Genomic DNA, 14,542 nt, shown 5'->3' with positions numbered 1-14,542 from the left:
CCGGTCGGCTCGGGGACGGCAGGCCGCAAGGGCCTGCCCAGGGGGAGGAACAGGGCATGAGAGTCAGCGTTTTCGGGCTCGGTTACGTGGGCTGCGTGTCGGCCGCGTGCCTGGCCGACCTCGGTCACGAGGTCATCGGCGTGGACGTGAACCAGGTGAAGGTCGACCTGGTCAACGACGGCAAGGCCCCGGTGGTCGAGGAGCGGATCGGCGAGCTCATCGCCGACGTCGTGCGGGCCGGCACGTTACGCGCCACCCGGGACGTCCGTGAGGCGATCACGGGCAGCGACGTGTCGCTGATCTGCGTGGGCACGCCGTCGGAGCCCAACGGCAGCCTGTGCACCACGTACCTGGAGCGGGTCACCGAGGAGATCGGTGCCGCGGTGGCCGAGCGGGGCGGGCGGCAGACCGTCGTGTTCCGCAGCACCATGCTGCCGGGCACCTGTCTGAACCTGCTGGTGCCGATCCTGGAGAAGTTCGCCGGCGGCACGGCCGGGGTGGACTTCGGGGTCGCGGTCAACCCGGAGTTCCTGCGCGAGGGTACGAGCGTGCGGGACTTCTTCGACCCGCCGAAGACCGTCATCGGCGAGCTCGACCCGGCGAGCGGCGACGTCGTGGCGGCGCTGTACGACGGGCTGCCCGGCGAGGTGTTCCGAGTGCCGGTCCCGACGGCCGAGGCCATCAAGTACGCGGACAACGCGTTCCACGGCCTCAAGATCGGCTTCGCGAACGAACTGGGCGCGGTCTGCCAGGCGCTCGGGGTGGACTCGCACCAGGTGATGGACGTGTTCCTCGCCGACCGCAAGCTGAACATCAGCCCCGCCTACCTGCGGCCCGGCTTCGCCTTCGGCGGCTCCTGCCTGCCCAAGGACCTGCGCAGCCTGGTCCACGCGGCGCAGCGGCACGACGTCTCGGTGCCCATCCTCGCCCATGTGCTGCCCTCCAACGCCGACCATCTGCAGCGCGCGGTGGAACTGGTCGAGCGCACCGGGAAGCGCCGGGTGGGCATGTTCGGCCTCTCCTTCAAACCCGGCACCGACGACCTCCGCGAGAGCCCGCTCGTCGAGCTGGCGGAGCGGCTCTTCGGCAAGGGGTACGACCTGCGGATCTACGACCCCAACGTGAACCTCTCCCGGCTGCTCGGCGCGAACCGCGAGTACATCGAGACCCGGCTGCCGCACCTCGCGCAGCTGCTCGCGGACTCCGTCGACGAGGTGCTCGACCATGCCGAGGTGTGCCTCGTCGGGACCGGGGATCCGGCCGTGCTGTCGGCGCTGCCCCATGGCGACGGCCCCGTGATCGTCGATCTCATCCACCTTCCCGACGCCGACGCGCGCCGGGCCGAACCGGGGTACGTGGGCCTTGCTTGGTGACATGACCGGGGGCGACGGGCCGGCTCGCCGCGCCCTCGTCCTGGTGGAGAACCTGTCGGTGCCGTTCGACCGGCGGGTGTGGCAGGAGTGCACGACACTGCGCGACGCGGGCTGGGAGGTGCACGTCATCTGCCCCCGCGGCGAGAAGCGGGACACGGAACCGGAGGCGGTGATCGACGGGGTACGGATCCACCGCTACCCGCTGCGCGCCGCCACCGGCGGTCCGGCCGGCTACCTCCGGGAGTACGGGACGGCCTTGTGGCACACGCTCCGGCTGGCCCGCGAGGTCGGTCCGGTCGACGTGGTCCACGCCTGCAATCCGCCGGACCTGCTGTTCCTGCCGGCCCGGTGGCTGAAGCGGCGCGGGGCACGGTTCGTCTTCGACCAGCACGACCTGGTGCCCGAGCTGTACCTCTCGCGGTTCGACCGCGGCGAGGACCTGCTCTACCGCGCCGTGTGCGCGCTGGAACGGATGACCTACCGGGCCGCGGACGTCGTGCTCGCCACGAACGAGAGCTATCGGGACGTCGCGCTGCGCCGTGGGGGCCGGCGGCCCGAGGACGTCTTCGTGGTGCGCAGCGCGCCCGACACCGACAGGTTCCACCCGGTGCCGCCCGAGCCGGAGCTGAAGCGCGGCAAGCCTCATCTGCTGTGCTACCTCGGTGTCATGGGGCCGCAGGACGGCGTCGACTACGCCCTGCGGGCCCTCGCGAAGCTGCGCGACGACCTCGGGCGGACCGACTGGCACGCGGTGTTCGTCGGGTCCGGTGACGCCTTCGACGCGATGGTCGAGCTGTCCCGGCGGCTCGGGCTCTCGGAGCAGGTGGAGTTCACGGGCCGTATCCCCGACGCCGACCTGGTGCGGTACCTGTCCACCGCGGACGTGTGCCTCTCCCCCGACCCGTGCAACCCGCTCAACGACGTGTCGACCATGAACAAGGTCCTCGAGTACATGGTGATGGGCCGGCCGATCGTCTCGTTCGACCTCCGGGAGGCGAGGGTCTCCGCCGGTGACGCCGCCGTGTACGCGCCCGCCGACGACGAGGCCGTGTTCGCCCGGCTCGTCGCCCAGCTCCTCGACGACCCGGAGGAGCGCGCCCGGATGGGCAAGATCGGCCAGGAACGCATCAGCGGGCAGCTCGCCTGGCGGCACTCGCAGCAGTCGCTGCTGGCCGCCTACGCCGCAGCCTGCCGTGATCACACCCCCGTGTCGGTGAACGGCCCGGTCCGGACGGGGAGAAGGCCGCGCCGTTGAGCGATGACACCATACGTCTGGTCACGATCGGACGGATCATCCGTCGGCGTGGGCGGCTTCTCACCATCCTGGCCGTGGTGGGCGCGCTCGTCGGCTACGGCACCTCCCTGCTGGTTCCGCCGCGCTACACGACGTCGGCATCGGTGCTGCTGCCCGGGGCGTGGGAGGAGCGCGAGCTGCTGACCCAGGCGGAGATCGCGACCAGTTCGGTGGTGGTCGACCGCGCGGCGGACGCGCTCGGCTGGGCCGGGGTCGACGGCATCGAACTGCGGGAACAGGTGGGCGCCGAGGCCGCCGACGGGAACATCATCAAGATCTCGGGCACGGCCGACACCCCGGAGCGCGCCCAGCGCCTGTCGGACACGGTCGCCCAGCAGTTCGTCACCTTCGCCGCGCAGATCATGGGCGACAACACCGACCCGGAGAAGGCGGCGCAGCCCGAGGCGCTGCGGCAGCTGGTGGTGAAGACCACCCGCCGCATCGAGGAGCTCGCCGACGAGGCCGGTACGGGGCGGAGCGTGGAGAGCGTGCAGACCCGTACCGAGCTCGCGAAGCTGCGCACCGCGCTGCAGGAGTCCGTGGACAAGCTGGACAAGGCCGATACGGCGACCGACCGGCCCGACATGGTCGTCATGGGTCCGGCGGCCCGGCCGGCCGGGGAGGCACCGCCGACGAGGACGCAGCTGATCGTCGGCGGGGCGCTGCTGTTCGTCCTGTTCGCGGTCATCGGTCATCTCGCCGCCGCACGGGTGGGCCGTCGGCCGCGCACCGGGGCGGACATCACCGCGGCCCTGGGCACGACGCTGCTCGGCGCCGTCGACGTACCGGGCGAACGGGCCGCGGACCGGCCGAAGGGCGGTGGCCCCCGGGCGCTGCTGCGCCGGCTGCTCGGCGTCGACGTCCGCTGGGACATGCCGTCCCCGGGGGCCTCGGGCGACGAAGAGAGCAGGCAGATCCGGTACCGGCGGGTGTGCGCCCGCCTCCGGGACCGGCTGCCGGCTCCCCGGCGGCTGCTTGTCGTCGTCCCGGACGGCGACGAGACCGCCCGCCGGGCCGCCGTGCAGCTCGTCGCCGAGGCCGGGAACGACTCCGCCCCGGACTCCTCGGGCAGCGGACTCCTCGTGCTGGACGTCGTGGAGGTCGCCGTGTCCCGGCCGATGGTGCCGGACCGCGCCGGCGAGTCCGGTGCCCTGGTCGTGGTCAGCGCGGGCAGCTGGACCGCGGGCGAACTCGCGGGGATCACCGAGGCCTGTGCCGACGCCGGGCACGAGGTCGTCGGCACCGTCCTGGCCGGCACGGTCTGGACCCGTCCGGCGCGCTCCTCCGGCCGTCCTCGCCGGGCCGCCACGCCGGTTCTCGTGGCCGGTGGCGAAGCGACGGGGGGTGAAGGGTGACGGCGCGCACGACGCCGGAGTCGTCGGCCACCGCCCCCCTGCTCGACCTCCAGGTCCTGGTGGTGGCGGTCCGCAGGCGACGCCGCCTCTGGGGTTCCCTGGCCCTCGTCGGACTGCTGCTCGGCGTGGCCATGGCCGTGCTGCTGCCGCCACCGCCGACGGCGACGACCAAACTCCTGGTCGCCCATCAGGAGGACCAGCCCAACGACCCCGGAACGCTCATCCGGACCGACGCCGCGCTGCTGCAGACCACCCGGATCGCCGACCAGGCGCTGCGGTCCCTCGGCTCCCGGGAGAAGCCCGAGGAGTTCATGAAGGACTACGAGGGTGTCGGACTCACCAACAACCTGCTGCGGATCGATGTGGCGGGTGACAGCGACGCGGAGGCCGTGGCCCGCGCCCGGGCGCTCGCCGACGCGTTCGTCGCCGACCACGTCAGGCGGATAAGGGAAGCGGCGAACGCCGAGTCCAAGGCCCTGCTCGACCAGCGGGACAGGCTGCGGGGCGACCTCGCCCAGGTCGACAAGACCATCGGGGAGGGCTCGTCGGAGAGAGGGCCGAAGGTGTCGGCCGACATGGAGTCGCTCTTCGCCCGCCGGGCCGAACTCACCTCGCAGATCTCCGACTTCGGACGACGCGCCGCGGAGGCGCGGATCGGCACACCCCGGCTCATCGCCGGCACGCAGATCGTGGACGCACCGCGCGCGGTGCGGCACTCCCTGCCCAGGACCGCCGCCACCAACGCCGCGATCGGGCTGGCCCTGGGGCTCGCGCTCGGGCTCGCGGTGGCCGCGGTCGGCGCGGTGGTGGCGGACCGCCCCGTGCTGCGCCGGGAGATCGCGGCGAATCTCGGCGCGTCGGTCATCGCCGAACTGCCCCGCCGGTCGCCCCGGTTGTGGCAGCGCCGAAGGGTGCGGGCGGCGCGGACCAGGCTCACGGCGTCCCTGGCGCGCACGGTGCGCGGCTCCGCGGGACCGGTGTCCCTGCTCGAACTGGGCTCCGCGCGTGCCACCACCGGGATCGCCCTGGACCTCGCCGACGCCCTCGCGGCGGACGGGCCCGTGGCCGTCGTCGACGGCCTGCCCGGCCTCCCGCTGACCCACCGCCGCCCGAAACCGGGGGACCCCACCGTGGTCAGCGCCGAGGGCGCCGCATCCGTCCCGCACCAGCAGCGCCGGCTCGGCGTCGGCTCGGTGGCACCCGGTACGGCGTGGACCGACCTCCAGCACCTCGGCACCCGGACGGTCCTCGTCGTACGCGCAGGGCACGGCAGCACCGCATGGCTGCACACCGTGGCGCGGCATCTCGCGGACCAGCGGATCGCGGTGATCGGTGTGGTGCTGATCGACCCCGATCCGGGCGACCGGACCGACGGCACGCTGTGGGACGGGCCGCACAGCGCGCCACGCGGCGAGGGCGAGCGGCCGGCCCGGCGGAACGGGACCGGCCGGCGGGCGGAGCGGCTGCCGATGTGGGCGGCACGGGGCCAGGACAGCGACGACCAGGAGGGGCGGTAGGACATGTGTGGCATCGCAGGCACGTACCGATGGCCGGACGGGAAGGTCGTGAGTGACCGGCTCACCGAGACCCTCGCCCACCGCGGCCCGGACGGGGCGGGCCGGTACAGCCATCGCGCGGGTGACGGCGAGGTGCACCTCGGGCACCGCAGGCTGGCGATCGTCGACCTGTCGGAGACCGGCGCCCAGCCGATGGTCTCGGACGGTCTCGTCCTCACGTACAACGGCGAGCTGTACAACGCGCCCGAGCTGCGGGCCGAGCTGGCGGCCGGCGGGGTGCGCTTCCGCGGTACGTCGGACACGGAGGTGCTGCTGGAGGCGTGGCGGCGCTGGGGCACGGACTGTCTGCCCCGGCTGCGCGGCATGTTCGCGTTCGGGATCTTCGACGAGCGCACCGGGGAGCTGGTGCTCGCCCGCGACCAGCTCGGCATCAAGCCGCTCTTCCTGCTCCGGCGCGGAGAGGGCCTGGTGTTCGCCTCCGAGCTGAAGGCGCTGGCCGCCGCCACCGGCGGGTCGCTGCGGGTGGACGACGCGGCGCTGGTGGCCTCGCTGCTGTACTACTGGGTGCCGGACTCGCGGTGCGCGTTCCGCGAGGCGGAGAAACTGCCGCCGGGGAGCTGGCTGCGCGTCCGGCCCGACGGCCGGGTGGACCGCGGCCGGTTCTGGCACCTCCGGGATGTCGCCGCCGAGGGCCGCGAGCGTGCGCTCAGCGGCGAGCTGCCGGATATCGCCGCCGTCGTCGAGGAGTCGACCCGGCGTCATCTGATCTCCGACGTACCCGTGGCGACGTTCCTCTCCGGTGGTCTCGACTCCAGCTATCTGACCGCCCTGGCGGCCCGCGACCTGCCCGGGATCTCCGCCTACACGATCGGGTTCCGTGCCGAGGACGCCAGGTTCGAGGCGATGCCGGACGACCTCCGCTATGCGCGCCAGGTGGCCGAGCGGTTCGGCGTCGACCTGCACGAGATCGAGATCGCTCCGAACGTGCTCGACCTGCTGCCGCGGATGACGTACCACCTGGACGAGCCGATCGGCGACCCGGCCGCGATCAACACGTTCCTGATCTGCTCGGCCGCCCGGGAGGCCGGAGTCAAGGTGATGCTCTCGGGTATGGGCGCCGACGAGCTGTTCGCCGGATACCGCAAGCACCTGGCCAACCTGATCGCGCTGCGCTACCAGCGCGTCCCGCGCCCGCTGCGGCGCGGCCTGTCGACGGCGGTGGACCGGCTGCCGGTCGCCACGGCCCGGCGGGGCTACCGGTCGGTGCGCTTCGCGAAGCGGTTCCTCTCCTTCGCCGATCTGCCGGAGGAGACCGCGTTCCGGCGCAGCTACACCATGTACGACCAGGACGAGCTGCTCGCCCTGGTCAACCCGGACCTGGCCGGGACGGTCGGGGACGTGCTGACCGAGCACGCGGACGTCTACGAGGACAACGAGCTCGACGACTTCGTCAACCGCATGTGCCTGGGCGACGCCCGGATGTTCCTGCCGGGCCTGAACCTCGCGTACACGGACCGGTCGAGCATGGCCGCGTCGACCGAGGTGCGCGTTCCGTACGTGGACGTCGAGGTGGTGAGGGCGGCGTTCGCCGTGCCGGGCGACCGCAAGATCATCGGACGGCAGGGCAAGGCCGTCCTCAAGGAGGCGGCGACCTCGGTGCTGCCCCGGGAGATCGTGTACCGGCCCAAGGGGCTGTTCAGCGCCCCGCTGCGGGCCTGGATGAGCCGGGACCTGGCACCGCTGGTGCGCGAGGTGGTGAACGACGGCGTGCTCGTCAGGAACGGCTTCCTGCGCCGCGACGCGCTGGCGCGCATGGTCGCCGAGGACGCCGCCGGGCAGCGGGACTTCTCCAAGCATCTCTGGCATGTGCTGACCCTCGAGTACTGGTATCGCGGCGCGACCTCCGGGTCCGGCCGGGACACGCACGAGAAGGCTTAGGAACAAGGGGACTTCGGTGAAACAGGTCGTACAGAACTACAAGACCGGCGAACTCGCGGTGCTCGACGTGCCGGTGCCGGGGTGCAAGCCGGGCGGGGTGCTCGTCCGCACCTCCTACTCGCTGATATCCACCGGGACCGAGCTCATGAAGGTCTCCGAGGCCGGCATGTCGATGCTGGGCAAGGCCCGCTCGCGGCCGGACCAGGTGGCCAAGGTCATGCAGAGCGTGGCCGCCAACGGGATCCCCGCCACCTACCAGAAGGTGATGGGCAAGCTGGACTCCTACACCCCGCTGGGCTATTCGCTGTGCGGGGTGGTCGAGCAGGTCGGCCCCGGCGTCGACGACGTGAAGGTCGGCGACGTCGTGGCCTGCGCGGGCAACGAGCACGCCTTGCACGCCGAGCTGAACTGGGTGCCGAAGAACCTGTACGCCAAGGTTCCGGACGGTCTCGCGCCGCAGTACGCGGCCTTCGGCACCGTCGGATCGATCGCGATGCAGGGCGTCCGGCAGGGCGAGCCGCAGCTCGGCGAGGTGGCGCTCGTGATCGGTCTCGGGCTGATCGGGCAGTTGGTCGTGCAGCTCCTCACCGCCTCGGGCGTCCGGGTCGTCGGGGCCGACCCCGACCCGGCGCGCTGTGAGCTCGCCGAGCGCCTGGGCGCCGTGGCCTGCGGGGATCCCGCGTCCACGGCCGTGGAGGCCGCCGTCGCCGAACTCACCGACGGTCACGGCGTGGACCAGGTGTACCTGGCCGCCGGCGGCGGCAGCAACCAGCCCGTGGAGCTGGCCGCCCGGTTGTGCCGGGACCGCGGCCGGGTCGTCGACATCGGCAAGTGCCGCCTGGACCTGCCGTGGAACGCGTACTACGAGAAGGAGCTGGACGTCCGGTTCTCCCGCTCGTACGGTCCCGGGCGCTACGACCCGGAGTACGAGTTGGAGGGGCGGGACTACCCGATCGGCTACGTCCGGTGGACCGAGCGCCGCAACCTGGCGTGCTTCCTCGATCTCATGGCCCGCGGCAGTGTGGACGTGGAGCCCCTGGTGTCCCACGTCGCCGACTTCGACGACGCCGTGGAGACGTACCGGCGGCTGAAGGACGGCGATCTGAAGGCCGTGGCCGTGCTGTTCCGGTACCCCGAGGGGGACGGCGCGGCACCGGCCCCGGCGGTGGCCGTGCCCGCGGTGCGACGCGGCGGCGGAGTTCCCGTCCAGGCCCGGCCGGCGAAGACTCCGGTGCGTCTCGCGTTCGTCGGCGCGGGCAACTACGCGACGTCGATGCTGCTGCCGCACCTGGTCGGGCGGGACGGCGTCGAGCTGTCCACCGTCGTCACCACGACGGCGCTGTCCGCGGCCAACGCGCAGCGGAAGTTCGGCTTCGCCGAGGCGACCACCGATCTCGACGCCGTGCTCGGCGACAAGGCCGTCGACGCGGTGTTCGTCGTCACCCGGCACAGCTCGCACGCCGACCTGACCCGCAGGGCACTCCTCGCCGGCAAGACGGTGTTCGTGGAGAAGCCCCTCGCCCTCTCCGAGGACGAGCTGGCCGGGGTCCTCGCGGCGGTGGAGGAGTCCGGCAACGACCGGCTGCAGGTCGGCTTCAACCGACGGTTCGCGCCGCTCCTGCAGGAGGCCAGGGCCCGGTTCGGCGTCCGGACCGGCCCGGCGAACCTCCGGTACCTGGTCAACGCGGGCCGGCTCCAGCACGGCAGCTGGTACCTCCGGCAGGGCACCGAGGGCTCGCGGTTCGCCGGCGAGGGCGGACACTTCATCGACACGGCGAGCTGGCTGCTCGGCGCCGATCCGGTCTCCGTGTACGCGGTCGCCTCGTCCGGCGACGACGACCTGCAGGTCGTGCTGCGGTACCCGGACGGGTCCACCGCCACCATCAGCTACGTCACCACGGGCCCGTCCAGCTTCCCCAAGGAGACGCTGGACCTCGTCGCCGACGGCAAGGTGCTGCGGCTCGACGACTTCGTCCGCGCCTCGGTCTACGGGAGCAAGCGCTGGGTGAGCTCGCGGCTGCCCCAGGCCCGGGACAAGGGCCAGAACGCCGAACTGGCCGCGTTCGTCAGGGCGGTGCGGACCGGCGGGCCGATGCCGGTGCCGCTGGAGTCGCTGGTCGCCACCACGGCGGCCACCCTCGCCGTGCGGGCCGGTCTGGCCGGCGGTGCGCCGGTGACCCTGGCGGGGGCTCGATGAGCATGAGCGCGGGCTGGTACCTCAGGCGCCTGTCCCGGATGGGACCGCAGGAGGTCGGCGGCCGGGTGGCCGACACGGTGCGCAGGCGGCGCTGGCGGTCGGCGCTGCCGGACGCGCCGAGCGTGACCGGTGCCCGGTTCACCGCGATCCTGCCCGCCGGGGCGATCGCCGCGGTGCCGCCGGACGCGGCGAAGCGGCTCGTCGCCGAGGCGGACCGGCTGATGGCCGGGCACGCCGAGTACTTCGGGGTGCACCGCGACGACCTGACCGACCCGGACTGGTGGTACGACCCGAAGACCGGGCACCGGGCTCCGTGGGGTTACGCCTTCGACGTGCCGTACCGGAAGGAGGAGACGGTCGGGGACATCAAGCAGATCTGGGAGCTGTCCCGGCACCAGTACCTCACCGTGCTCGCCGCCGCCTACGCGGTCACCGGGGACGAGCGGTACGCCGAGCGGGTGGCCAGGCATCTGCGGCTGTGGTGGGCGTCCAACGCACCGCTGCGCGGGGTGCACTGGATCAGCGGCATCGAGCTGGGCATCCGGCTGCTCTCCTGGGTGTGGATCCGGCGGCTGCTGGACGGCTGGCCGGGCGCGGCCGCGCTGTTCGAGGACAACCCGGTGGCGCGGAAGCAGATCTGGCACCACCAGCGCTGGCTGGCCGCGTTCCCCAGCCGGGGGTCCTCGGCGAACAACCACGTCATCGCCGAGGCCGCCGGGCAGCTCGCCGCGGCCTGTGCGTTCGGCTGGTTCCCCTCGTCGGAGCGTTGGCGGGCCGACGCGATGCGGTCCCTCGACCGGCATCTGCGGAGCAACACCTTCGGCTCCGGCCTCAACCGCGAGCTGGCCACCGAGTACCACGGGCTCGTCCTCGAACTCGGCCTGGCCGCGGTGGCCGAGGCGGATGCCGCCGGCGTGGCGGTCCCCGCGACGGTCCGGCTGGTGCTGCTGCGGATGACCGACGCGCTGGCCGCCGTCGTGGACGGCCGGTTACGGCCGCCGCGCCAGGGGGACGCGGACGACGGGCACGGTCTGATCGTGGACGGCGCGGGCACCGACCGCTGGGCCTCGCTCCTGGCCACCGGGGACGCCGTGTTCGGCCGGCTCGACTGGTGGCCGGAGGTGACCGGCACCGATGTGCGCACCCCGCTCCTCGCGGCGCTCGTCCGGCCGTACGCGAAGACGGGACCGGCGGTGACCCGCCCGGCGAGCCGGCCGGCCCACTTCGCCGACGCGGGCATGACGATCCTGCGCGGTCCCGAGGAGATCTGGTGCCGCTGCGACGGCGGTCCGCACGGTTTCCTGTCCATCGCCGCGCACGCCCACGCGGACGCGCTCTCCGTGGAGGTCCGGCACGACGGGGTCGACGTGCTCGCCGACCCGGGGACGTTCTGCTACCACGGGCAGCCCGAGTGGCGGCAGTACTTCCGGTCGACCCTCGGCCACAACACCCTGCAGTGGGACGGCGGTGACCAGTCCGTCTCGGGTGGCCCGTTCCTGTGGACCCGGCATGCCCGCACCCGCGTCCTGGTCGCGGACCCGTCCCCCGGCCCCGCCGGGGGAACGGCCCGCTGGTGCGCCGAGCACGACGGCTACCAGCGCTCGGTGCACCGCCGAAGGGTGGAGCTGACCGCCGCGAGCCGGGAGCTGCGCGTGGTGGACGAGGTCCGCGGCGACCGCGGGGCCGTACGTCTGGCGTTCCACCTGGGCCCGGCGATCTCCGCGGACCTGTCGGGGAACCGGGCGGTGCTCACCTGGACGCGCGACGGGGAGGACCGCTCGGCGGTGCTCGACCTGCCCGGGGAGCTGTCCTGGCGGGCGCACCGCGGGGAGACCCACCCGCCGCTGGGCTGGTACTCCGCGGGCTTCGGGCGCAAGGTACCCGCCACCACGCTGGTCGGCACCGGATTCGCCGACGGCGAGTCCGGGTTCACCACCGTGCTCGGGTTCCGCGGCTAGGGGGGCGCGTGGGGATCAGGGGGAGGTACGGGGCGTGGGCGGTGGCACCGCTGACGGCGGTCCTGCTGATGGCGACCGGGTGCACGGGCACGCCGGCCGCCCCGGCGAGGGCGGCCGGCGGATCCGGCGGGTCCGGGGCCGCCGCCTCCTCCGACGCGTCCGCCTCTCCCCCTGTCTCCGGGGCGCCCGACGCCACGGGAGCGCCGTCCGCCTCCCCGGCCCGTATGTGCGGCAGGACCGCGCCCGGGCCGACGAAGGCGCCGGCGGGCGCGGTGACGGTCGACCCCGCGGTCGTCGGCGACCTGGCCGCGAAGACCGAGAACAGTCCCCCGCACACCACGTTCTGGCTCCGGCCGGGCCGGCACACCCTGGAGCCGGACCCCTATGCCCAGGTCATGGCCAAGGAGGGCAACCGCTACCTCGGCGCGCCGGGCGCGGTGCTCGACGGCCGGAGGATCAACCAGTACGCGTTCAGCGGCACCGCCCGCGACGTCACCATCCGCCACCTGACCGTGGAGCGTTTCATCGCGCCGCACGACGAGGGCGTGGTCAACCACGACATGGCCGACGGATGGGTGATCGAGCACGCGACCGTCCAGTACAACTCGGGGGCCGGGATGATGGCCGGTGCCCGGCAGCAGGTCCGCGCCAGTTGTCTGCGCGACAACGGCCAGTACGGCATGAACGCGTACAAGACCGGTGACTCGATCCGCGGCCTGGTGGTCGAGGGCAACGAGATCACGGGCAACAACACCGACGACTGGGAGCGGCGGCAGCCGGGCTGCGGCTGCACCGGCGGCATCAAGTTCTGGGCCGTGGACGGCGCCGACGTGCGCGGCAACTGGGTGCACGACAACCGCGGGACCGGGTTGTGGGCGGACAACAACAACAACGACTTCCGTATCGAGGACAACCTGCTGGAGTCCAACGACGGTGCCGCGCTGATGTACGAGACGAGCTACAACGCCGTCGTCCGCAACAACACGATCCGGCGGAACAACTGGGTCGAGGGCCGCGCGTACGCCGAGGACGGCGACGACTTCCCGTACGCGACCGTCTACGTGTCCGAGGCCGGCGGCGAACCACGGATCCCGGCCCGCACGGACAGGATCGAGATCTACGGGAACGTCCTGGAGAACAACTGGAACGGGATCACCCTCTGGGAGAACGCCGACCGGTTCTGCAACAGCCCGGCCAACACGTCGACCGGATACTGCACGCTGCTGGTGAAGGACACCGCCCGCTGCGCGCGGCCGGCGATCGCCTCCGCGCCGCTCTACGGCGACTGCCGGTGGAAGACACAGCGGGTCGACATCCACGGCAACCGCTTCGTCCTCGACCCCTCCGTCGTCGGGTGCACGACGGAGTGCGGGCGCATGGCGGTCTTCGCCGACGAGGGCACCTCTCCGGACTGGTCGCCGTACAAGGGCAGGCGGGTGGCCGAGGCGATCACCCATCAGCAGGGGAACCGCTGGCACGGCAACGTCTACCGCGGGCCGTGGAGCTTCGTCGCCGCCGACCGGAGCCGGACGCTGGACTCCCGGCAGTGGCAGGGCGCGCCGTACCGACAGGACGCGGGCAGCAGCTTCGGTCCCCGGGCCGGTGGTTGAGATGGCCGGAGACCTGAGGCGCGACCGGCTGCCGGACGGCGTCGACGCGACGGGCACGCCGCCCGCCGCCGCACCCGGCCCGGGCGGCACTCCGAGGGCCGTCGGGATCGTCTGGGCCCTGCTGGGCCTCAACACGCTCGGCTCCGCGGGGGCGAAGACCGTCGTCGCGATCCCCCGCTCGCTCATCCAGATGGCCACCATGGGGGCGCTGGTCGCGGCGTTCGCGCTGGCTCTGGCGCTCAACCCCCGGCTGCGCGTCCGGCCCAGCGCCTTCGTGTTCCTGCTCACGCTGCTGCTCGTGCCGAGCGTGATCGCCAGCGTGCAGCTGGAGGTCGGGGTCGGCGCACTGTTCCGCTGCGCCCGGCTGGCACTCTTCGTCGGTACGTTGTGGCTGCTCAGCCGCTGGTGGGACGGGAGCCTGACGTTCGTCCGGTTCCACATCCGGATGTACTTCGCGGTCCTGGTCCTGGTGGCGGCGGGCCTGGCCGTCTCGCCGGCCACGGCCATGCCCGAGTACTACGGCGGGCGGCTGGTCGGCGCGCTGTGGCCGCTCACCCCGCCGCAGATCGGGCAGTACGCCGCCGTGGTCATCGGGCTCGCCGTGCTGCTCCTGCTCGGCCGCCGGACCACCGCGGCCGGTGCCGCGGTGGTCATCGTGCCGTCCCTCGTCCTGCTCGCGATGACCCACACCCGGACGGCCACGCTCGGCCTGCTCATCGGTCTCGTGCTGGCGATCGGCTCGCTCATCCTGACGAGCGCCGCCGCCCGCCGGTTCTTCGCCTGGGCGGTGCTGTGCGCGACGGTGGCCGCGGTGGTGTTCAGCTCCGCGCTGCGGGCGTGGTTCCTGCGCGGACAGAGCCAGGAGAACTTCGCCAACCTGACCGGGCGGGCCAAGGTCTGGGACGCGCTCCTCTCGGCGCCCCGGACGACCGGGGAGAAGGTCTTCGGCACGGGCCTGGGCGACAAGTCGTTCGACGGGCTGCCGATCGACAACAGCTGGCTTGCCGTCTACGACGAGCAGGGTCTTGTCGGCGTCACCCTCGTGGCGGCGATGGTCATGGTGCTGGGCGGTGTCGCGCTGCTGCGGCCGCCGTCGCTGCCCCGGGCCTGCGCGATCTTCCTGATCGGCTACTGCGGCATCTCGTCGTACACCGAGGTCGGCCTCGGCGACGCCTCCGCGTATCTGCTCCATCTGGCTCTGGCCGCCTCGCTCCTCGCGCTCCCCGCCCCGGCCGTTCCCAGCCCGACACACGACATCACCCGACGACGTATCCCGCTCTGGGCCAGGAGGTGACCTGAC

At 72.9% G+C, this 14,542-nt stretch carries 9 protein-coding genes; all 9 read left to right on the top strand.

The window, feature by feature from the left end; genetic code table 11:
- The first annotated feature begins 56 nt into the window (after window positions 1–56).
- The 9 genes from ACZ4XX_RS19885 to ACZ4XX_RS19845 all read left to right on the top strand — a co-directional run bounded on the left by ACZ4XX_RS19885 (window position 57) and on the right by ACZ4XX_RS19845 (window position 14,536).
- Window positions 57–1,373, top strand: coding sequence for a nucleotide sugar dehydrogenase (locus ACZ4XX_RS19885; protein WP_468509162.1), 1,317 nt, complete (start codon window positions 57–59; stop codon window positions 1,371–1,373).
- 1 nt (window position 1,374) lies between these two features.
- Entirely contained in the window at window positions 1,375–2,628 is a 1,254-nt protein-coding gene (locus ACZ4XX_RS19880; protein ID WP_468509161.1) for a glycosyltransferase family 4 protein, read from the top strand.
- Window positions 2,625–4,022, top strand: a complete 1,398-nt coding sequence (locus ACZ4XX_RS19875) for a Wzz/FepE/Etk N-terminal domain-containing protein (RefSeq protein ID WP_468509160.1) — start codon at window positions 2,625–2,627, stop codon at window positions 4,020–4,022. The genes ACZ4XX_RS19880 and ACZ4XX_RS19875 overlap by 4 nt, the downstream gene beginning before the upstream one ends.
- Entirely contained in the window at window positions 4,019–5,539 is a 1,521-nt protein-coding gene (locus ACZ4XX_RS19870; protein WP_468509159.1) for a Wzz/FepE/Etk N-terminal domain-containing protein, read from the top strand. The genes ACZ4XX_RS19875 and ACZ4XX_RS19870 overlap by 4 nt, the downstream gene beginning before the upstream one ends.
- Window positions 5,540–5,542: 3 nt before the next feature.
- Window positions 5,543–7,477: an asparagine synthase (glutamine-hydrolyzing) gene (asnB, locus tag ACZ4XX_RS19865; protein WP_468509158.1), complete on the top strand. Its 1,935-nt coding sequence runs from the start codon at window positions 5,543–5,545 to the stop codon at window positions 7,475–7,477.
- Window positions 7,478–7,493: 16 nt separating this feature from the next.
- Window positions 7,494–9,674, top strand: a complete 2,181-nt coding sequence (locus ACZ4XX_RS19860; protein ID WP_468509157.1) for a bi-domain-containing oxidoreductase — start codon at window positions 7,494–7,496, stop codon at window positions 9,672–9,674.
- On the top strand, window positions 9,671–11,632 hold the full coding sequence (locus ACZ4XX_RS19855) for an alginate lyase family protein (RefSeq protein ID WP_468509156.1): 1,962 nt from the start codon (window positions 9,671–9,673) through the stop codon (window positions 11,630–11,632). The genes ACZ4XX_RS19860 and ACZ4XX_RS19855 overlap by 4 nt, the downstream gene beginning before the upstream one ends.
- Window positions 11,633–11,700: 68 nt before the next feature.
- Complete coding sequence (locus ACZ4XX_RS19850) at window positions 11,701–13,242, top strand: right-handed parallel beta-helix repeat-containing protein (RefSeq protein WP_468509225.1); 1,542 nt, start codon at window positions 11,701–11,703, stop codon at window positions 13,240–13,242.
- A gap of 1 nt (window position 13,243) precedes the next feature.
- Window positions 13,244–14,536, top strand: coding sequence for an O-antigen ligase domain-containing protein (locus ACZ4XX_RS19845; protein ID WP_468509155.1), 1,293 nt, complete (start codon window positions 13,244–13,246; stop codon window positions 14,534–14,536).
- Window positions 14,537–14,542 lie beyond the last annotated feature (6 nt).

The organism is Streptomyces sp. NPDC029956, from assembly GCF_055574655.1.
Note: the sequence above shows the minus strand (reverse complement) of the source record. Positions and strands in the feature narration are given on the sequence as shown.